Source organism: Georgenia sp. Z2081, assembly GCF_055326445.1.
The window spans coordinates 146,534-166,601 of record NZ_JBUZNK010000004.1 but is presented as its reverse complement, the minus strand read 5'-3'; the positions used below and the strand labels follow the sequence as shown (position 1 = coordinate 166,601).

The following is a 20,068-nucleotide window of genomic DNA, read 5'->3' as shown; positions in this document are numbered from 1 at the left end:
CGCGGCCGGTCCGGTCGCGCCCGCGGTCGGTCCGGACCAGCGCACGCCCGGAGCCTGCCCTGCTCCGGACCCGCCGGCCTCAGAGCCAGCCGCGCTCGCGGGCGACCTGTGCCGCCTGGGCCCGGGTGCTCGAACCGGTCTTGCCGATCGCGCTCGAGAGGTAGTTCCGCACCGTCCCGGGCGAGAGGTGGACGGCGGCCGCGATCTGGGCGACCGGCGAGCCGTCGAGGGTCGCGCGCAGCACGTCGCGCTCCCGGTCCGTCAGCGGGTTCGCGCCCGCCGCGAGGGACTCCGACGCGAGCGAGGGGTCGACGACCCGGAGCCCAGCGTGGACCCGGCGCACGGCCTCGGCCAGCTCGCCCGCGGGGGTGTCCTTGACGACGAACCCGCTCGCGCCCGCCTCGAGCGCCCGCCGCAGGTAGCCGGGCCGTCCGAAGGTCGTCACCACGAGCGAGCGCGTGGTGGGCAGCTCGGCGGCCAGCGCCCGGGCGGCCTCGATGCCGTCGAGCCCGGGCATCTCGATGTCCAGCAGGCACACCTGCGCCTCGGACGTGCGGGCGGCGGCGACGACCTCGTCACCGCTCCCCACCTGGGCGACGACCTCGATGTCGCCCTCGAGGTCGAGCAGCGCGGCCAGCGCGCCGCGCACGAGTGCCTGGTCGTCGGCGAGCAGCACCCGGATCACAGCAGGACCTCCAGCCTCGTGCCGGTCCCGTCCGGCCCGGGGCCGACCGTCACGGTGCCGCCTGCCTGGCGGACCCGCTCGCGCAGCCCCCGCAGGCCGTTGCCCTCGCGCCCGGACGTGCCCCGTCCGTCGTCGTCGACGACGAGGCTCGACCCCGACCAGCGCACGGTGCACCTGCTCGCCCCCGAGTGCCGCACGACGTTGGTGACGGCCTCCCTCAGGGCCCACGCGAGGGTGATGCGGTGCCGGGGGTCGACGACGTCGGCGTCGCCGGGCAGGTCGACCGCGATGCCGGCGCCCGCGAGGGCGACCTGGGCGGCCTCGCGCTCGTCGACGAGGCGGGCGACCCGCAGGCCGGCCACGGTGGCCCGGATCTCGGCCAGCGCCTGCCGGGAGAGCGAGCGCACCTGGGCGATCTCGTCCTTCGCGCGCCCGGGGTCGACGTCGACGAGCCGTTCGGCCAGTTCGGACTTCACGGTGATGACGGTGAGGGAGTGGCCGAGCACATCGTGCACGTCGCGGGCGACGCGGTCGCGCTCGGCGGTGATCGTCAGCTCGGCCTCGAGGCGGCGCTGCCGGTCGGCGCGCTCGTCGAGGCGCACGGGGATGAAGCAGGCGACCGCCACGAGCAGGATGATCGGGCCGAAGAGCCACCAGGGTTCGTCGGCGGGCGCGATCAGCCAGGGCCCGAGCGTCGCCGCGAGGAGCACGCCGGCCGTGAAGATCATCCCGGGCAGCGGGGGGAACGTGTAGATCGCGAGCGCCACGAGGTAGGTGCACATGGCGAACGCGTTGAATCCCAGCGAGAGGCCGACCGTCACGGCCAGGACGACGAGCACGGCGAGGTACCTGATGCCGTGCCGGACGCGGTCGGGACCGGCGCACTCGGGGAGCGTGCGGAACGCCCAGCAGTAGACGACCGCGAAGACGGCGATGAGCACGAGGTCGAGCACCTGGAGCAGCACGGGCTCGACCTGGTCGAGCACGGCCAGGACCGGGAAGATGAGGAAGACCAGCCAGATGGCGGCCATCAGCCAGCCGATCTGGTCCCACGGGTCGGTCGACGACCGGGCCTCGTCCACGTCCGAGGTCCCGGCGGGCGTGGGCGAGCGGTCGGCCGGTTGCGCGGGGGCGGGCCGGGGGTCCGCGACGTGCGGCGCCCCGGACCTCCTGTCCTGCTCCTCGCGTTCGTCGATCATTGGCGCGCCCGTCCGCGCCGCACGCTCCACACCGCCAGGGCGGCGAACACGATCGTCCACACGACGAGGTTAACCACGGGTACCCACAGGGGTTCCGCGGGACCGGGGTCGCCCATCCCGGTCTGGAGCGGGACACCGTCGGTGACGGGCCGGCGGGCGAGCGCGACGTAGCCGTAGAGCGGCGTGAACGTGGCGATCTGCTGCATGATCCCGGACAGCGGGAAGAACACGTTGCCGAGGAAGGCGAGGACGACGAGCAGGCCCGACGCTGCGCTCACCGACGCCTCGCTGCGGAAGATCTGGCCGACGGCGAGGCCGAACAGCGCGAACGTCACGGCCCCGACGACGATGACCGCGGCGGACAGCACCCAGGCCGCGGGGTCGCCCGAGGCGCCCGTGACCGCGCCGAGGACATAGATGAGTGTGACCGGGACGAGCGAGACGACGAGCGCGACGGAGGCCTTGACTGCGACGAACCCGGTGTCGGTCATCGGGGTCAGCCCCAGCTGCCGGCCCCAGCCTTGCATCCGCTCGACCGCGGCCATCCCGCCCAGGCTCGTCGTGGCGGTGACCGCGCCGTAGGCGGCCATCGCGATCATCACGGTCATCGCCACGTTGCCGTGCGCGAGCTCGATCTCGCCGTAGGACTGCACGGCGCCGAAGATCACGTAGAGGACCGCGGGCAGGATCCCGACGAAGAACAGGGCCGTGACGTCGCGGCCGAGCCGCGTCATCTCGATGCGGAAGTAGGTGGCGTTCATCGCGTGGCTCCGAGCGTCGAGGCGCGGGCCCCGGCGACGTCGTCGCCGTCCGGACTGTCGAGCGGGGCGCGACCGGTGATCGAGACGAACGCGCTCTCCAGCGAGCCCGAGGTGATCTCGAGGCTGCTTCCGCCGAGCTCGGTGAGCAGCGTCCGTGCGACGAGGTCGGTGTCGGTCGCACGTACGGCGACCCGCGTGCCGTCGGCCCCGACCGAGTGCACGCCCTTCAGCGCCCGCAGGCCGGCGACGGTCGCGTCGAACCGGTCGGGATCGACGTCCGCCGTCACCGTCCGACCCGACGCGCGCGACCGGATCTGCGCCGTCGTGCCGTCGGCGACGATGCGGCCGTCGGCGACCATGACGATCCGGTCGGCGAACGCGTCGGCCTCCTCGAGGTAGTGGGTGGCGAAGACGATCGTGCGCCCGGCGTCGGCGTCGTCGTGCATGGTCGACCAGAAGTCGCGGCGGGCGGCGACGTCCATTCCGGCGGTGGGCTCGTCGAGGACGATGAGGTCCGGGTCGGGCAGCAGGGCGAGCGCGAACCGCACGCGCTGCTGCTCGCCGCCGGAGCACTTGGCGATCCTTCGGCCCGCGATGCCCGAGATGCCGGCGCGCGCCATGACGTCGTCGACCGGCTCGTGGGACGGGAACGTCGACGCGACGAGGGTGACCGTCTCCCGCACGCTGAGGTCCCGCAGCAGGCCGCCGGACTGGAGGACCGCGGAGACTCGCCCGGCGGCGACCGCCTCGCGCGGGGGACGGCCGAACACGCGGGCGGTCCCGGCGCTCGCCTCGGTCAGGCCGAGGACGATGTCGAGCGTCGTCGTCTTGCCGGCACCGTTGGGGCCGAGGAACGCGACGACCTCGCCCGGGGCGATCGTCAGGTCGAGCCCGTCGACGGCCCGGACGACGCCCTGTCCGGTGCCGAACGTCCTGCGCAGGCCGACGAGCTCGACGGCGGGCGGGACCGACGGCGGAGCGGCGGGTGCAGGTGCGGTCATGCCCCGAGCATGGGCGTGGCGCGGGCGAGTTCGCGATGGGGTGGTGTCACGAGGTCCGTGTGACACCTGTCAGGCGGGATCGGTCGCGCGGGACGAGGGGCGCGGGACGAGGTGCCGGGGCGAGGGAGCAGGCGGGATCCGCGCCTACTGCCGCTTCCGCGGGGGCAGGCGGAGCTCGACCCACAGGCGCTCGTCGCCCCGGACGAGGACGCCGTGCTGACTGCGGGGGTCGCCGATCGGCGCCACGTGCAGCCACCACTTGCCGAGGATCCCGAACGTGGTCATCGTCCCGGGCCGACGCCCGGGCCGGAAGTGGATGACCGGCACGGCGCTGGGCCTCGGATCGACCACCCCGGGGGCCGGGTCGACGAGGCGCACGGTGGCCCGCCCGCGTCCGAGCTGCTTCACCCGGACGCGGACGGGCGGGCCCAGCGGAGCGGTCCGTGCGGCGAGCAGGCGTCGTCGCCGGCCCCGGTTCATGAGGATCATCGCCGCGCCGCTCCCTGCGCCGGCCAGCGCGAGGAGAACACTGCCGACCAGGAGGCCGGACCGGAGCTCGGTAGGGGACTCGGGCGACATGGTGCCGTTCGGTGCGGCCCACACCTGGACGGAGTCGCCCACCGCGAGCCGCTCGTCGCTCCGGGAGTAGGACCCGTGCCCGGAGGTGCCGTCGACCGTCCAGCTGACCTCCACGTCGAGCCGGTCGACCGGCCGCCCCCGGCAGCTACCGTCGGTCTCGACCCGCTCGACGCGCGCGGTGACCTCCTCGCTGTTCCCGAGCAGGTGGTCGAGATTGCCGGTGACGACGTAGATCCCGACCGGGACGAGAGCGACCAGCACCGTGACGAGGGCGACGACGAGCCACTGGCGCCGCGTCCGGCGGCCGCCCGCGTCACGGAGCGCCTCGATCTCGTCCGGCCGCACGGGTCAGTGCCCCCGGCCCGCGACGGCGCGCGGGGACGGCACGTGTGTGGGGGACGGCACGCGCAGATCCTACGGTGGGGTGCGGCCGGTGCCGCGTCGCCCTCCGGTGAGGACTGCGCGCTTGCCGTTGATGCTGGTCACGGCGTCTCTCCTTGAGAGTCAGTGCTGGTGGAGGCCGGGTCCTCCGGCGGCCGGAGCCCGCGTTCGACCACGGCCATGACCGAGTCGAAGATCTTCTCGGGGAGCCCGTGCTCGGGCGACCGCGGTGGCCCGGGCTCGTCGGCGTCGCGCTCCCTCATCACCCAGCGCATGCCGACGAGCTCGCCGACCCCCATGAGGGCCCAGGCGACGGCCTCCGGGTCGAGGTCGGCGGCGACCTCGCCGCTCGCCTGGGCGGCGCGCAGGCCGGACGTGTACCCGCGGGCGATGGTCTCGTAGTGGATGTGCAGGACGTCCGAGGCGACGAACTCGGCCTGCCGCATGATCCGGTACAGCGCGGGGTTCTCGGCGGTGAACCGGAAGAAGGCGGCGAAGCCCGCGCGCTCGGCGGCGAGGCGGTCGTCCTCCTCCGAGCTCGCGGTGAACATCGCGCGGCGGACCCGGGAGTTGAGGTCGCGGACGACCTCCTCGAACACCGACAGCTTGGTGTCGAAGTACAGGTAGAACGTCCCCTGGCCCACGCCGGCGCGCTCGGTGATCCGTGCGACCGAGGCGTCGTGGTACCCGTGCTTGGCGAACACGTCCGTCGCGGCGGCGAGGATCGTGGCCCTGGTCCGGGTGCCGCGGGCGGTGGTGGGGCGGGCGCTCATGCGAGCCTCCTCGGATCGGCGGGGCCGGCAGACCGCGAACCTGACAAGCGATTCAGGTGTCGGTATCGTCCGGTCGAGCGGTGACGCTGTCAAGCCCGACCCGCCAACCCCGGTTCGCCGAGTGTGCGGTTGGTGGTCGTCGAGTGTGCGGTCGGCGGCGGGCGGACCGGGTGTCGACGGCCCCGGTCGGGGCGCGCACGAGCGTGCCGCGACTCACGTCCTGGTGGCCCGGCACGACCGTGGATCGGCGGAGGCCGCGTGTTAGAGTTTCCGTCGTTGTTCAGGTGACGCGGAGCGATCCGGGAGCCGAACAGACACCCTGTCCGGGTGGCGGAATGGCAGACGCGCTAGCTTGAGGTGCTAGTGCCCGTATTAGGGCGTGGGGGTTCAAGTCCCCCTCCGGACACGCATGTGATGTCCCAGGACATCGCGAACGGCTGAACCCCCGGTGGCGGGGGTTCAGCCGTTTTGTCGTTGGTGGCCGTGGACGGTGCGGGCTGGGGCGCCGTCGACGGTCGCAAGATCGCATGTGGCGGCGCTCCCCTGTGGATGTCAGCGCCCTCTCGACCCGATGCGTCTGGTGGCTGTCGGGACGAACCTGCGTCGAGTGGGCAGCAGCCTGCACGAGGCGGGCCTCCCACGTGCGTGTTCCTGCCCATTCGATCTGTCTGGACCGTGGGCGCCCGTTCGACGCATCCCGTGGACGTGTGTTGCCCTCTCGCTGGCGTGCGCAGCGGAGAGCTTCTGGACGGTGACCGCTGTGATGAGGACCTCGTGCGCCGCTGCCGTTCACGATGTCGTGGGACATCCGAGTCCGGCAGGGGGCTGTCGTTGACGATGTCCGGGGACACCCGTTCACGACGTCCTGGAACCACACACCCCTCCGGACACGCAACACGGCCGGTCCCCAGCTCGGGGGCCGGTCGTTCGCGTCGGTTCGGGCGTCGGCGTGATCAGCCCCGGTTGTCGGCGTCCGGCGCGGTGCCGCGATCGGCGGTCCCGCCCTCGCGGTCGGCGCTCGCCTCGGCCTCCCGGCCGGCGTCCGGCGCGTCGTCGCTCCCGGCGCCCGCGTCCTGCGCACGTCCGTTCCCCGCGGCCTGGGTACCGTCCGCCCCTGCCTCCCGCGCACGGTCGTCGTCGTGCCCGAGGGCGTTGCCGGCGGCGTCGCGGGCCTTGTCGATCATGCCGTCGTGCTTGCCGCCGGTGGCCTTGCGTGCCGCGCCCTCCACCTTGTCGAGCAGCTGCTCGCCCCGCTCGCCACTCAGAGCGTCCTTGGCCTTGTTCAGGTAGTCGCCGATCCCCATGCCGGTCTCCTCGTCGTCGTGTCCTGCGTGTTCCTCGATCGGCCGCCGGGTCCACGGGGCCGGTCATCGGTCGGGGAGCCAGTCTGGCGGATGACGTCCGACCTCGGCGATCGCGTCGCTCCGCTCAGGATCCCTGCCAGATCGCACTGACCGGGGTGTGCGGGCACACGCGCTCCCACTCGGCCTCGTTCTCCGGGGTGCCGTGCCCGCCGCCGAAGCTCTGCTCGCTGCCGTCGAGGGCGACGACGCGTCGCTCTCCCTCGATCTCGTACTCGACCACGAGGCCGTCGTCGGTGACCCGCCCGATCGCGTTGGGCAGCATCAGCCCCGTCCCGTCGCCGTCGTAGCCGCTGTCACCCGCGAATACCGGGCACCGTTCAGGGGAGGCGAACACGTTCCCGATGCTGAGCGCCTCCATCACCGGCTGGCCCGGCGAGTGCGCCCAGGTGGGGACGGCAAAGGTGTCCGGGTCGGGTGAGCTGCCGTCGTCGGACCCGGCTCCGCCCGACGACGTGCCGTCGGATCGAGCCTCGTCCGACGACCTCTCCTCCGGCGGTGCGGTCACGTCCGTAACGGGAGTGGACCAACATCCGGCGAGCAGCGTCGCGCCGACGAGGGTGACGAACGAGACGGTCGGTCGTCGCACGGTGTCCTCCAGGTGGCGGACCGCCCGGGGAGGGACGGTGACAACCATGGTGGACGCGGGCCCGGCGCGGCTGGTCCCTCGTGGCACATCGGTGACCGACGGTCGTCGGATCGTGACCTGACCGACCTGACCGACCTGACCGACCTGACCGACCTGACCGCGCGACGCGCGGGGCTCTGGGTACGTGCACCGCGCGCCCGGGGACGCGGCTAGCCTGGACGATCGCCGTGCCGCAGGTTCCGGCGCACCGGTCCCGGCACGTTCCGCTTCTGGCCCGCACCGTCCGACGGCGACAACCCCGACGTCCACCCCGACACCCCCCGAACGAGAAGGTCCGCCCGTGAGCACACCCCTGGAGCACTACGCCCTGCTGTCCGACCAGCGCACGGCCGCCCTCGTGGCCCGCGACGGCAGCATCGACTGGCTCTGCTTCCCGCGGTTCGACTCGTCGGCGGTGTTCACCGCGATCCTCGGGACGCGCGAGGACGGGCGCTGGCTCCTCGCCCCGCCCGAGGGCGAGCTCGTCTCCCGCGACTACGTGGACGACACCTTCGTGCTGGAGTCCCACTGGTCCACGCCGACCGGGACGCTCACCGTCACCGACTTCCTGCCGATCGACGAGGACCCCGCGGCCCCGACGGCGGACCTCGTGCGTACCGTGACCTGCACGAGGGGGCGCGTGGAGGTGGCCCACGACCTGCGGCTGCGGTTCGACTACGGCGCCGCGACGCCGTGGCTCCAGACGCTCGAGGTGGACGGCCGCACGGAGATCCACGCGGTCGCCGGCCCGGACTCGCTCGCGCTGCGCGGCCCGGCCCTCGAGCAGGTCAACGGGTCCTGCCGCGGGCACTTCGCGATGGAGGAGGGCGAGGAGCACACCTGGGTGCTCAGCTGGTCGCCGTCCTACCTCCCGGACGCCGCCCCGCGGCCCGAGACGCTGACACCGGTCGCGACGATCGCCTACTGGCGCGCCTGGGCGGCACGGATCGACGCGCGCGGTCCGTACGCGGACCGGGTGCGCCGCTCGCTGCTCGTGCTGCGGGCGCTGACCGAGCGGCTGACCGGTGGCATCGTGGCGGCGCCGACGACGTCCCTCCCGGAGGAGTTCGGCGGTAGCCGAAACTGGGACTACCGGTACGTCTGGCTGCGTGACTCGGCCCTGACGATCGAGGCCCTCCTCAGCCACGGTTTCGTCACCGGCGCCCACGCATGGCGTACCTGGCTGCTGCGTGCCATGGCCGGTGACCCCCGTGACCTGAGGATCATGTACGGGCTCGACGGCTCGCGGCACCTTCCGGAGCACGAGCTCACCCACCTGGACGGCTACGAGGACTCGCGGCCGGTGCGCATCGGCAACGGGGCGGCCGACCAGTACCAGGCCGACGTCGTCGGTGAGGTCATGGTCGCGCTCGACCTCGCCCGTGACGCGGGACTGGAGGAGACCGAGTTCTCCTGGGGCCTGCAGAAGGCGCTCCTCGACTACGCCTGGGACCGGTTCGACGACAAGGACCACGGGATCTGGGAGATGCGCGGCGAGCCTGCGTACTTCACCCACGGCCGCGCGATGATGTGGGCGGCGTTCGACCGTGGCGTCCGCGCGGTCGAGCGGCACGGGCTCGACGGCGACGTCGAGGCGTGGCGGGAGCGCCGGGACCTGCTGCGCGAGGAGATCCTCACCCGCGGGTGGAACGACGACATCGGTGCGTTCACCCAGACCTACGGCTCGACCGAGGTCGATGCGTCGCTGCTGCAGCTCGCCCACATCGGATTCGTGGCCTACGACGACCCGCGCATGCTGTCCACCGTGGCCCGCATCGAGGACGACCTGCTCGACGCGCACGGCTTCCTGCACCGGTACCGGACGGCCTCCGGGCTCGACGGGCTGGCCGGCGACGAGTACCCGTTCCTCATCTGCTCGTTCTGGCTCGTCGAGCAGTACGCCCGCACCGGGCGGGTCGACGAGGCGCGGCGCATGATGGACGCCCTGGTCGCGACCGAGTCCGACCTCGGGCTCCTCGCGGAGGAGTACGACCCGCGGGCGGGCCGGCTCGCCGGCAACTTCCCGCAGGCGTTCAGCCACCTGGGCCTGGTGCGGGCCGCCGACGCGCTCGACCGCCGATCCGAATCGGCGTTCGAGGCCGCGGACAGCTAGCGCCTCGGGGCAGGAGGCCGAGAACCGGGCCAGGTGACCGAGCGCGGCCCGGTAGCGCCCGGCGGTGCCTCAGCGGGAGAGGTCGCGGACGAGCAGCGCCTCGAGGCGATCGCCGGGCTGCACGCGGTCGGCCTCCTCGGGCACGACGGCGAGGGCCTCGGCCCGGGCCAGGCTCGCCACCAGGTGCGAGCCGGCACCGAGCGGGTGCGGGGGCTCGGCCACGAGCTCGTCACCGACCCGCCGCAGCGCCACGGGCGCGTACTGCCGTCGGCCGGCGCGGGTGCGCCAGGCGCGTCCCGCGACCACCGGCACCCTGCGGCCGGCCGCCGCCGGGTCGGCCCCGGACAGCAGAGCGAGCAGGGGTCGCACGATCACGTAGAAGCTGACGAAGGTGCTCACCGGGTTGCCGGGCAGCGCGAGGACCGGCACGCAGCGGTCGTCGTCGAGCGCTCCCGCGCCCTGGGGGCGGCCGGGCTGCATGGCGACCTCATGGAGCGTGAGGCGCTGCCCGAGCGCCTCCCGGACCACCTCGTAGGCGCCCTGCGACATCCCGCCGGAGGTGAGCACGAGGTCGGCGTCCGTGCCCGCGCGCGCGAGCGTCGCGCGCAGGGCGCCGACGTCGTCCGCGCACCGCTCGAGCACCGGGACCGCCCCGGCCTGCGCGACCAGGGCCGCGAGCATCGGGCCGCCCGAGTCCGGGACGCGGCCGGGCGCGGGCACCGTGCCCGGCGGGCTCAGCTCGTCACCCGTGGCGACGACGAGGACCCGCGGCCTGGGCACCACCGGCACGGTCGCGCGCCCCACCGCTGCGGCGGCCGCGACGTGCGCGGGGGACACCCGCTCGCCCGCGGTGAGGACGACGTCGCCGACCCGTGCGTCCTCGCCCGCGACGCGCACGTGCGCGCCCACGCTCGGCCGCTCGGTCAGCCGCACCCGCGCCGGGGCGGGGCCCGGGCCGGGGCGGTGGTCGGTGAGCTCGACGGGGACCACCGCGTCCGCCCCGGCCGGCAGCGCGGCGCCCGTCATGATCCGCAGGGCCGCCCCGGGCGGGAGCGCCCGCGGCGCAGCCCCGGCGGGCAGGTCCCCGGCGACGGGGAGCTCGAGAGCGTCGTGGGGCAGCAGGTCGATGTCGCAGGCCCGTACGGCGAACCCGTCCATCGCCGAGGCGGTGAACGGGGGGACGGCGACGGCGGCCGGCACCGCGCCCGCGAGGATCCGCCCCGGTGCGTCCGCGAGCAGCGTCTCCTCCGGCTCGACGGCGCCGCGCGCGTCCAGGTAGGCGCGCCCGAGGCCGAGGACCTGCGCGAGGTGTTCAGACACGGGTACGCCGGTACCGCGGTCCGCGACCGGCACGCGGTGCCGGGACGGGGCGGTCATGCCGGCCTCAGGGTGCGGCGCACCGCGTCGACCGCCTCGGGCAGCGACGTGCCCCGGCCGACGGCCACGCCCACGAGATACGCCGAGACCGGCGCCATCGACCGCTGGACGCCCTCGGCCACCTCCCCGGTGAGCACGTGCACGGTGTCGACGTCGGGACCGGGATCGACGAGTCCCGGGGGCAGACCGAGCTCTCGGCAGGCCGACTCCACCCACGGGTGCAGCCGCGCGGCCCAGTCCTCCTGCTCGGTGACCGGCGGGCGCCCGGACCGCCGGACCCGCTGCTCCCACGTGCGTCGGTCGGCGGGGGTGTCGACGTCGTCGGCCTGCGTCCCGGGTGCGGGCGTGGTCGCCAGGGTGAGCGGGGCGAGAAGGTCGCGCACCGACCGGTCCCGCGGGTCGCCCAGCTCGTCGAGCGCACGGCGCAGGGACGCGACCCTGGCCCGCAGCGCGAGCCACTCCCGGCGACCGTCCGGGCGCTCCAGGAGGATCCCGTCGACGCCGTCGGGCAGCGGTCCCGTCCGTTCCAGCGCCGTCACCACGCTCGACGCGCCCGGCAGGTCGCACGCGAGGACGAGGACCTCGTCGTCGAGGGCCCCCACCTCCGGCGCACCCAGGGCCCGCAGTCCGGCGGCGATGCCTGCGGCCGGCCCGCCGAGCGGCGGGTCCTCCAGGGTCCGCCGCACGTCGGCGGGCACCTCGACGCCCGCGCCGGCCACGACGACGCGCGGCGCGGCGTGCGCGAGCGCCTCGAGGACCAGGTCGAGCATCCGACGGCCGCCGACGGTGACGTCCGGCTTGGACACGCCGCCGAGGCGTCTGCCCTCCCCGCCGGCCAGGACGATGGCGGCCGTCATCAGAAGTTCACCTCCTCCCAGCCCCGGCGGCCCTGCGGCGGCACACCGGACTTCGACCGGTACACGATGTACGGCCTGGTGAGGTAGCCCAGCGGCACGCTGAACACGTGCACGAGCCGGGTGAACGGCCACAGGGCGAACAGCAGGACGGCCGAGAAGACGTGGACCTGGAAGAGGAGCGTCGTCCCCGCCATGATCGAGGGGTCGGGCTGGAGCGTCCAGAACTGGCGGAACCAGACCGATATCGTCTCGCGGTAGTCGTAGTTGGCGATGGCGGAGTCCACCACCGTGGCGCCGACGCCGGCGAGGATCGTGATCGTCAGCAGCAGGTACATCGCCTTGTCCATGGGGGTCGTCGCCCCGAACACGCGCTTGTTCGTGCGCCGCCGGTAGATGAGCAGCGCGAGGCCGCCCACGCAGGCCACCGCCGCCGCGAGGCCGATCGTGATCGCCATGATGTGGTACATGTGGTTGGAGAGTCCGACGGCGTCGGTCCAGGACTTCGGGATCCCGAGCCCGACGGCGTGGCCGAAGAAGATCCCGATGATCCCGAAGTGGAACATCGGCGAGCCGATGCTCAGCAGCCTCGACTCGTAGATCTGGCTCGACCGGGTCGTCCATCCGAACTGGTCGTAGCGCCACCGCCAGATGTGCCCGAGCACGAAGAACGCCAGCGCGACGTACGGGACGATGACCCACATGACGGTGTCGAGCGTCGACGGCTCGTTCATCACCGTGCTCCTTTCACGAGCGGCAGCAGGGGATGGCCCGAGGGGGAGGTCGTCGGTTCCACGTGGCCGTTCCCGTGGTCGTGACCGGAGCAGCCGTCGTCGCCGTGCATGAGGGGCGGCATGTCGTGCTCCGCCCCGTAGCCGTCGAGGCCGACGAGCTCCTCGGCCGGTCCCTCCTCGACGAGGCGGCGCACCGCCTCGTGGTCCTCGCCGTCGAGCTCGGGCAGCGTCGCGCACACGGCCTCGACGACGCCGTGCCAGGGCGAGCCGATGTCCGCCAGGTGGAGGCGGAGCAGCTCGAGGCCGGCACGGTTGGCGAGCAGGATCTTCTCCGCGGCCGCCGCGTCGTGGCCGGCGCCGAGCTCGAGCACGAGGGTGAGGTGGTCGGGCAGCTCGTCGTCGCGGACGATGAGCCCGGCGCGCCGGTAGGCGTCCTTCACCCGGACGAGGGCCAGGCCCCGGCGGCGCGTGTCGCCGTGGCTGAAGTACGTCAGGTGCAGGCACCCGCGGCGGCGCGTGTCGAACGTGTCGACGTAGCTCGAGCGCAGGTCGTCGACGTCCGGGGCGGCCAGCTCGTCGAGCACGGGCTCGAGCATGTCCGCGTACCGCCCCGGCAGGCGCGTCACGAGCCGGCGCAGGTCGGGCAGGCGGGCGAGCAGCTCGTCGCCCGGGTAGTCGATGAGCCACGACGCCGCGGCCCACACCGCCCGGGTCTCCTCGACGGGGTCCCCGGCGGCGGTCGTGCCGGGCCGCGACGCCCTGCGGACCGGTGTCGACCCGGCGCGCCCGGACGCGGCGTGCCCGGGCGCGTCGCGTCCGGGCGCGCCGGCAGCGCCGTCCGCGCGCCCCGCGACGCCGGGGAAGGCGCGCTCGACGAGGCGGGCGAGGGCACCCATCAGGCGGTCCCCGCGGCCGGGCGGCGGGAGGGGAACAGCCCGGACGGCGTCCCCCTCCCGTCCCAGTTGAGCAGGTTGATGCGGCCGGACTCCGTCGGCCGGGTGTCGACCGGACCGGCGGGCACCCCGACACCGGCCATGCCCATGTCCTGCTCCGGCAGGTGCATCATGCCCGGCCCGCCGTCGGAGTTGAGCGGGCAGTCCGTCCCGACCCCCTCGAGCTGGTGGGCCTGCTCGGAGTGGCCCACCGGGATGACGTAGCGCTCGTCGTACTTCGCGATCGCCAGCAGCCGGTACATCTTCTCCATCGACGCACCGGTCATGCCGACGGCCTCGGCGATCTCCTCGTCGGGCTCGCCGCCGAGGTTGATGTCCCGCATGTAGGAGCGCATCGCGGCCATCCGGGCGAGCACCCGCTGGACCGGGACGACGTCGCCTGCGGTGAACAGGTTCGCCAGGTACTCCACGGGGATGCGCATCTGGTCGATCGCCGCGAACAGTGTGCTCGCGTCCTCGGCGTCGGCACCGGTCTCCTGCACGACGTCGACCACCGGGGACAGGGGCGGGACGTACCAGACCATCGGCATGGTCCGGTACTCCGGGTGCAGCGGGAGCGCGACCTCGAACTCCTTGATGAGGCGCCACACCGGGGACCTGCGGGCGGCCTGCACCCAGTCGTAGGGGATTCCGGCGCGCTCGGCGGCATCCTGGACCTCGGGGTCGTTCGGGTCCAGGAGGACGTCCTTCTGTGCCTCGAGGAGAGCGTGCTCGTCCTCGACCGAGGCGGCGGCGGTGACCTTGTCGGCGTCGTACAGGACGAGCCCGATGTAGCGCAGACGACCCACGCAGGTCTCGGAGCACACCGTCGGCTCACCGGCCTCGATGCGGGGGTAGCAGAACGTGCACTTCTCGGCCTTGCCGGTCTTGTGGTTGAAGTAGATCTTCTTGTACGGGCAGCCGGAGACGCACATGCGCCAGCCGCGGCACTGGTCCTGGTCCACCAGGACGATGCCGTCCTCCTCGCGCTTGTAGATGGCCCCCGACGGGCAGGAGGCGGCGCAGCTGGGGTTGAGGCAGTGCTCGCAGATGCGCGGCAGGTAGAACATGAAGGTGTTCTCGAACTCGAGCTTCACCTTGTCCTGAAGCCCCTTGAGCATCGGATCCTTGTCGCCGGCCGCGTAGGTGCCGCCGAGGTCGTCGTCCCAGTTCCCCGACCACTGGACCTGCACGCGCTCGCCGGTGATGAGCGACTTCGGGGGAGCGGTCGGGATGTGCTGCTGCTGCGGCGAGGAGAGCAGGTTGTCGTACTCGTAGGTCCACGGCTCGTAGTAGTCCTCGATGCCGGGCAGCTTGGGGTTGTTGAAGATCCGCAGCAGCTTGCTCACGCGGCCCCCGCCCTTGAGCCGGAGCCGGCCGCCCCGGCCGACCTCCCACCCGCCCCGCCACTTCTCCTGGTCCTCGTACCCGCGCGGGTAGCCCTGGCCGGGCCGCGTCTCGACGTTGTTGAACCAGATGTACTCCGTGCCCTGCCGGTTGGTCCACGCCTGCTTGCACGTGACCGAGCAGGTGTGGCACCCGATGCACTTGTCGAGGTTCATGACCATCGCCATCTGGGCCATCACTCGCATGTCTCGCTCCTTGTCCGATCCGCGTGCTCAGTACTCGACCGGGGTCGTGCGACGCCGGATCACGGTGACCTCGTCGCGCTGGTTGCCGGTGGGGCCGTAGTAGTTGAAGGCGAAGGCCAGCTGCCCGTACCCGCCCACGAGGTGGCTCGGCTTGAGCATGATCCGCGTGAGGGAGTTGTGGATGCCGCCGCGTCGCCCGGACGTCTCCGACAGGGGCACGTTGACGGTGCGGTCCTGCGCGTGGTGCATGTACGCCGTCCCGCGCGGCATGCGGTGGCTGACGATCGCGCGCGCCGAGACCACGCCGTTGCGGTTGACGGCCTCGATCCAGTCGTTGTCCGCGATCCCCACCGCCTCGGCGTCCTCGACGCTCATCCAGATCGTCTGCCCGCCGCGCGAAAGGTTCATCATGAAGAAGTTCTCCATGTACATGGAGTGGATCGCCCACTTGTTGTGGGGCGTGAGGTAGCGGACCGCGATGCCCCCACCGCTGCGCTCGCCGACCCGCGTCTCGCCGAACAGGGCGGTCATGTCCAGCGGCGGACGGAACACCGGCAGCGACTCGCCCATCTCGAGCAGCCAGTCGTGGTCGAGGTAGAAGTGCTGGCGCCCGGTCAGGGTGTGCCAGGGCTTCTTCTTCTCGACGTTGATGGTGAACGGCGAGTAGCGCCGCCCACCGGTCTCGGACCCGGACCACTCCGGCGAGGTGACGACGGGCACGGGGGCGGCCTGGGTGTCCTTGAACGTCACGTGCCGGCCCGCGTTCTCCTCGGCGAGGTCGGCGAGCTGGACGCCGGTGCGCCGCTCGAGGGTGCGGAAGCCCTGCAGCGCCATCTCGCCGTTGGTGGTGCCGGACAGCCGCAGGATGAACTCCGCCGCCTGCAGGTCCGTCTCGATGCTCGGCTGCCCGGCCCCTACGCCGGACTCCACCCGCCCGTTGAGGGCGCCGAGCTCGGCGACGAACTCCTTCACGTCGTAGGTGAGCCCCTTGGTCGTCATGCCCAGCCTCTCCAGCAGGGGGCCGACGGAGACGTACTTCTCGTGGATCGTCGCGTAGTCGCGCTCGACCTCGACCAGGCGGGGCATCGTCCGGCCCGGGACCGGCTCGCACTCGCCCTTCTTCCAGTCCAGGACCTTCCCGCGCGGGGCCGCCATGGCGTCGGCGGAGTCGTGCTGGAGGGGGACGGCGACGACGTCGGTGCGCGTGCCGAGGTGGTCGACCGCCAGCTGGCTGAACCGCTCGGCGATCGTCTTCCACGCCTCCCAGTCGGTCCGCGACTGCCACGGCGAGGAGATCGCCGGGTTGAACGAGTGGATGAACGGGTGCATGTCCGTCGTCGAGAGGTCGTGCTTCTCGTACCAGGTGGCCGCGGGCAGGATGACGTCGGAGTGCAGCGTCGTCGATGTCATACGGAAGTCGAGCGTGAGCAGGAGGTCGATCTTCCCCGCGGGGGCCTCGTCGCGCCAGGTGACGTCGCGGGGCCGGAACTCCGGCGGCGTCTCCTCGGCCCGCACGTCGTTGTCGACCCCGAGCAGGTGCTTGAGGAAGTACTGGTCGCCCTTCGCCGAGCTGCCGAGGGTGTTGGCGCGCCACATCGACCAGATGCGCGGGTAGTTCTGCGGCGCGTCGGGGTCCTCGGCGGCGAACCGGATGTGGCCGTCGCGCAGCTGGTCGACGAGGTAGGGGATCGTCTCCTGGCCGGCCTCCTTGGCGCGGTCGGCCACGTCCAGGGAGCTGATGTCGAACTGGGGGAAGAACGGCTGCCAGCCGAGCCGCTGGGACAGGGCGACGGCGTCGGCGGTCGTCGTGCCGGCGAACGTGCCCGCCCCGGTCCGTGCCGCGAGCCGGTCGGCGCCGAACTGGTCGTAGCGCCACTGGTCGGTGTGCATGTACCAGTAGGTCGTCTGCGTCATCTGCCGCGGGGGCCGCGACCAGTCCAGGGCGTTGGCCAGGTGCAGCCAGCCGCTGATAGGTCGGACCTTCTCCTGGCCGACGTAGTGCGCCCAGCCGCCGCCGTTGACGCCCTGGCAGCCGGTGAGGTTCGTCAGCGTGAGGAACGTGCGGTAGATGGTGTCGGAGTGGAACCAGTGGTTCGTGCCGGCGCCCATGATGATCATCGAGCGGCCGCCGGAGTCGCGGGCGTTGGCGGCGAACTCGCGGGCGATCCGGGCCGCGGCCTGAGCGGGGACGCCGGTGATGGCCTCCTGCCAGGCCGGGGTGGCGGGCTGGGTGGCGTCCTCGTAGCCCGTGGGCCACGAGCCGGGCAGGCCCGGGCGAGCGACCCCGTAGCGGGCGAGCAGCAGGTCGTAGACGGTGGTGACGAGCCGGCCGCCGACGCGGCGGGCCGGGACGCCGCGCAGCACGTCGTGCGCCTCGCCCTGGTCGGCGGTGTCGAACCGGGGCAGCGCGACCTCGACGGATCGCTCGGCGTGCTCGATGAGGCTCAGGGCCGGCACGAGGTCGCCGAGGTCGAGGTTCCAGCGGCCCTCGCCGTCGGCGGCGAACCGGTGGCCGAGCGTGCCGCCGGGCACGGCCGGGTGGCCGGTGACGGCGTCGAGCATGACGGGCTTGAACTCGGCGTGCTCGGTGTCGGCCTCCTCGCCCACGAGCTCGGCGCCGAGGTCGTCCGCGACGACGAACTTCCCGGCCTGCCACGCGCCGCCCTCGCCTGAGGTGAGCTCGACGAGGAACGGCAGGTCGGTGTAGCGGGAGACGTAGTCGGTGAACCGCTCCGTCGGCTGCTCGACGAAGAACTCGCGCAGGATGACGTGCCCCATCGCCATCGCGAGGGCGGCGTCGGTCCCCGGGTGCGGCGCGAGCCACTCGTCGGCGAACTTCACGCTCTCCGCGTAGTCGGGCGCGACGGAGATGACCTTCTGGCCGCGGTACCGGGCCTCGGTCATCCAGTGGGCGTCCGGGGTCCGGGTGAGGGGGACGTTGGAGCCCCACATGATGAGGTAGGAGGCGTCCCACCAGTCCCCGGACTCCGGGACGTCGGTCTGGTCGCCGAAGACCTGGGGCGAGGCGGGCGGCAGGTCGGCGTACCAGTCGTAGAAGCTGAGCATCGAGCCGCCGATGAGCTGGTGGAAGCGGGCGCCGGAGGAGAACGACACCTGGCTCATCGCGGGGATCGGGGAGAAGCCGGTCGCCCGGTCCGGCCCGAGCTCCTTGACCGTGTAGACGTAGGCCGCGGCGACGATGTCGACGGCCTCCTTCCAGGTGGCCCGCACGAGACCGCCCTTGCCGCGGGCCGACTTGTAGCGGCGGGCCTTCTCGGGGTCCTCGACGATCGACTGCCAGGCGAGGACCGGGTCGCCGCCCGGGACCTGGTTCCGCGCCTCGCGGAAGAGCCGGACGAGCTCGCCGCGCACGTACGGGTAGCGCACCCGCGTGGGCGAGTAGGTGTACCAGGAGAAGGAGGCACCGCGCGGGCAGCCCCGGGGCTCGTACTCGGGTCGGTCCGGCCCCGCCGACGGGTAGTCGGTCTGCTGCGACTCCCAGGTGATGATCCCGTCCTTGACGTACACCTTCCACGAGCAGGACCCGGTGCAGTTGACGCCGTGGGTGGAGCGGACGACCTTGTCGTGGCTCCAGCGGTCCCGGTAGAAGGAGTCGCCGGATCGCCCGCCCTCGAGGTGGATCTCCCGGTTGTCCGGGCTGACGGGGGCCCGGGAGAACATCTTGCGCACGCCGATGAGGGCGTCCGTCAGCGAGCTGTCGAGGCCGGGCGCGGTGCCCCGCTCGGAGTCCCGCTCGGTGTCCCGGACTGTCATGAGGTCCTCCCGTGGTCCTGGTCCTGCGCGTCGTGAGGTTCGACGTCGGTGTCGTCGGTGGCGGCGCGTCGGCGGGCCGCGCGCCCGACCATGAGGGTGATGACGACGGCGCCGGCCGCCGCCACGGCCAGGGCCAGGAGGCCGAGCCCGTAGTTGGACTGGTTGATCCACAGCTGGCCGAGGATCAGTGGCGGGACGAAGCCGCCCAGACCGCCGGCGGCACCGACGAGGCCGGTGATCGCGCCGACCTTCGCCGGGTCGGAAGCCTGGCCGACGAGACCGAAGACGGCGCCGGTGCCCAGCCCGAGCCCGATCGCCATGACGAGGAACGCGACCGTGCCGATCCCGGACAGCGAGGGGTTGACGCTGAGGACGAGCGCCATGGCGGTGACGGTGACGTAGGAGATGAGCAGTGTCGTCACGGCACCGATGCGGTCGGCGAGCAGGCCGCCGACGACGCGGCAGGCGACGGCCAGGACGACGAACCCGCCCATCCGGGCCGCGGCGTCGCCGGCCTCGAGGCCGTACTCGTTCTGCAGGTAGGTCGGCAGATAGACCGAGAAGGCGACGTACCCGCCGAACGCGATGGCGTAGAGGTACATCGCCTGCCACGTGAGGGCCAGGCCGGCTGCGCCCCGCACCTTGGCGACCATCGACGTCCTCGAGGGCGTCCAGGCCGGGGCGTCGCGCATGAGGAACCAGGCGAGAGCGGCGTAGAGCGCCAGGACGGCCGCGGCCACGAGGAAGGGGACGGTCTCGCCCGCGCCGACGTGGAGCGGGACGGTGGTGAACGCCGAGATGGCGGTGCCGACCATGCCGGCGCCGTAGATCCCCAGCGCGAGGCCGCGCCCGCTGGGCGGGAACCAGGCGTTGACGAAGGGCACACCGACGGCGAACACCGTCCCCGCGATTCCGAGGAAGAATCCGCCGACGAGCAGGGCCGTGTAGCTGTCCTGCCCGAAGAATCCGAGGAACAGTACCGGGACGATGCTGACGACCGAGATCAGCGGCATCATCACGCGACCGCCGTACCGGTCCGTGAGCGCGCCGACGGGAATCCGGCCGAGCGAGCCGACGAGCACCGGGACCGCGACGAGCAGGGCCGAGTCCGCCGTCAGACCCTTCTCGACGAAGGTCGAGCCCAACGGGCTCAGCAGCGCCCAGGCCCAGAAGTTCAGCATGAAGCCGACGGTCGCCAGCACGAGCGCCCGCGTGCGCGGCCCTCGGCCCGTGTCCGTGACTGCGGAGCCCGAACCTGCGTCCACGTCCACCCTCCCCGGCCATTCAACGGCTTTCGAGGAGCATAACCACGACACGTATTAAG

The 20,068-nt window shown here is 72.8% G+C and carries 16 protein-coding genes and 1 tRNA gene; 2 read left to right on the top strand and 15 right to left on the bottom strand.

Annotated elements, in window-relative coordinates; genetic code table 11:
- Window positions 1-79 precede the first annotated feature (79 nt).
- The 6 genes from ACZLKG_RS07800 to ACZLKG_RS07775 form a co-directional block, all read right to left on the bottom strand.
- Window positions 80-685: a response regulator transcription factor gene (locus tag ACZLKG_RS07800; RefSeq protein ID WP_425709650.1), complete on the bottom strand. Its 606-nt coding sequence runs from the start codon at window positions 683-685 to the stop codon at window positions 80-82.
- A complete protein-coding gene (locus ACZLKG_RS07795; RefSeq protein WP_425709649.1) occupies window positions 682-1,884 on the bottom strand; it encodes a sensor histidine kinase in 1,203 nt (400 codons plus the stop codon). The genes ACZLKG_RS07800 and ACZLKG_RS07795 overlap by 4 nt, the downstream gene beginning before the upstream one ends.
- On the bottom strand, window positions 1,881-2,645 hold the full coding sequence (locus ACZLKG_RS07790) for an ABC transporter permease (RefSeq protein ID WP_463648419.1): 765 nt from the start codon (window positions 2,643-2,645) through the stop codon (window positions 1,881-1,883). The genes ACZLKG_RS07795 and ACZLKG_RS07790 overlap by 4 nt, the downstream gene beginning before the upstream one ends.
- Entirely contained in the window at window positions 2,642-3,646 is a 1,005-nt protein-coding gene (locus tag ACZLKG_RS07785; protein WP_463648418.1) for an ABC transporter ATP-binding protein, read from the bottom strand. The genes ACZLKG_RS07790 and ACZLKG_RS07785 overlap by 4 nt, the downstream gene beginning before the upstream one ends.
- A 144-nt stretch (window positions 3,647-3,790) precedes the next feature.
- Complete coding sequence (locus ACZLKG_RS07780; protein ID WP_463648417.1) at window positions 3,791-4,570, bottom strand: hypothetical protein; 780 nt, start codon at window positions 4,568-4,570, stop codon at window positions 3,791-3,793.
- A gap of 137 nt (window positions 4,571-4,707) precedes the next feature.
- The gene (locus ACZLKG_RS07775; RefSeq protein ID WP_463648416.1) at window positions 4,708-5,379 is read right to left on the bottom strand and encodes a TetR/AcrR family transcriptional regulator; all 672 of its coding nucleotides are present in this window, start codon (window positions 5,377-5,379) and stop codon (window positions 4,708-4,710) included.
- A gap of 321 nt (window positions 5,380-5,700) precedes the next feature.
- On the opposite strand from ACZLKG_RS07775, the gene ACZLKG_RS07770 reads away from it, so the two are divergent.
- A tRNA-Leu gene (locus tag ACZLKG_RS07770) sits at window positions 5,701-5,785 on the top strand.
- A 547-nt stretch (window positions 5,786-6,332) separates the two neighbouring features.
- On the opposite strand, the gene ACZLKG_RS07765 is transcribed toward ACZLKG_RS07770, so the two are convergent.
- Both ACZLKG_RS07765 and ACZLKG_RS07760 read right to left on the bottom strand, forming a co-directional pair.
- A complete protein-coding gene (locus ACZLKG_RS07765) occupies window positions 6,333-6,683 on the bottom strand; it encodes an antitoxin (RefSeq protein ID WP_425709553.1) in 351 nt (116 codons plus the stop codon).
- A gap of 124 nt (window positions 6,684-6,807) precedes the next feature.
- Complete coding sequence (locus tag ACZLKG_RS07760) at window positions 6,808-7,329, bottom strand: hypothetical protein (RefSeq protein ID WP_463648415.1); 522 nt, start codon at window positions 7,327-7,329, stop codon at window positions 6,808-6,810.
- A 340-nt stretch (window positions 7,330-7,669) separates the two neighbouring features.
- Between ACZLKG_RS07760 and ACZLKG_RS07755 the strand changes: the two genes are divergently transcribed.
- The gene (locus tag ACZLKG_RS07755; RefSeq protein WP_463648414.1) at window positions 7,670-9,481 is read left to right on the top strand and encodes a glycoside hydrolase family 15 protein; all 1,812 of its coding nucleotides are present in this window, start codon (window positions 7,670-7,672) and stop codon (window positions 9,479-9,481) included.
- A 69-nt stretch (window positions 9,482-9,550) separates the two neighbouring features.
- Here ACZLKG_RS07755 and ACZLKG_RS07750 read toward each other — a convergent pair whose 3' ends face one another.
- The 7 genes from ACZLKG_RS07750 to ACZLKG_RS07720 are packed head-to-tail and all read right to left on the bottom strand — an operon-like array spanning window position 9,551 to window position 20,009.
- The gene (locus ACZLKG_RS07750) at window positions 9,551-10,858 is read right to left on the bottom strand and encodes a molybdopterin molybdotransferase MoeA (protein ID WP_463648413.1); all 1,308 of its coding nucleotides are present in this window, start codon (window positions 10,856-10,858) and stop codon (window positions 9,551-9,553) included.
- Entirely contained in the window at window positions 10,855-11,715 is an 861-nt protein-coding gene (locus ACZLKG_RS07745; protein WP_463648412.1) for an NTP transferase domain-containing protein, read from the bottom strand. The genes ACZLKG_RS07750 and ACZLKG_RS07745 overlap by 4 nt, the downstream gene beginning before the upstream one ends.
- Window positions 11,715-12,446, bottom strand: a complete 732-nt coding sequence (gene narI, locus ACZLKG_RS07740) for a respiratory nitrate reductase subunit gamma (RefSeq protein ID WP_463648411.1) — start codon at window positions 12,444-12,446, stop codon at window positions 11,715-11,717. Before narI ends, ACZLKG_RS07745 begins: the two co-directional genes overlap by 1 nt.
- Window positions 12,446-13,342 carry a nitrate reductase molybdenum cofactor assembly chaperone gene (gene narJ, locus ACZLKG_RS07735; protein ID WP_463648410.1) on the bottom strand — a complete coding sequence of 299 codons (897 nt, stop codon included), beginning with the start codon at window positions 13,340-13,342 and terminating at the stop codon, window positions 12,446-12,448. The genes narI and narJ overlap by 1 nt, the downstream gene beginning before the upstream one ends.
- Window positions 13,342-14,970: a nitrate reductase subunit beta gene (gene narH, locus ACZLKG_RS07730; protein WP_463648409.1), complete on the bottom strand. Its 1,629-nt coding sequence runs from the start codon at window positions 14,968-14,970 to the stop codon at window positions 13,342-13,344. Before narH ends, narJ begins: the two co-directional genes overlap by 1 nt.
- Before the next feature lie 27 nt (window positions 14,971-14,997).
- Window positions 14,998-18,744 (bottom strand): nitrate reductase subunit alpha, encoded by a 3,747-nt coding sequence (locus ACZLKG_RS07725; protein WP_463648408.1) that lies wholly within the window; start codon window positions 18,742-18,744, stop codon window positions 14,998-15,000.
- Window positions 18,741-20,009: an MFS transporter gene (locus ACZLKG_RS07720; protein WP_463648407.1), complete on the bottom strand. Its 1,269-nt coding sequence runs from the start codon at window positions 20,007-20,009 to the stop codon at window positions 18,741-18,743. The genes ACZLKG_RS07725 and ACZLKG_RS07720 overlap by 4 nt, the downstream gene beginning before the upstream one ends.
- Window positions 20,010-20,068: the final 59 nt, after the last annotated feature.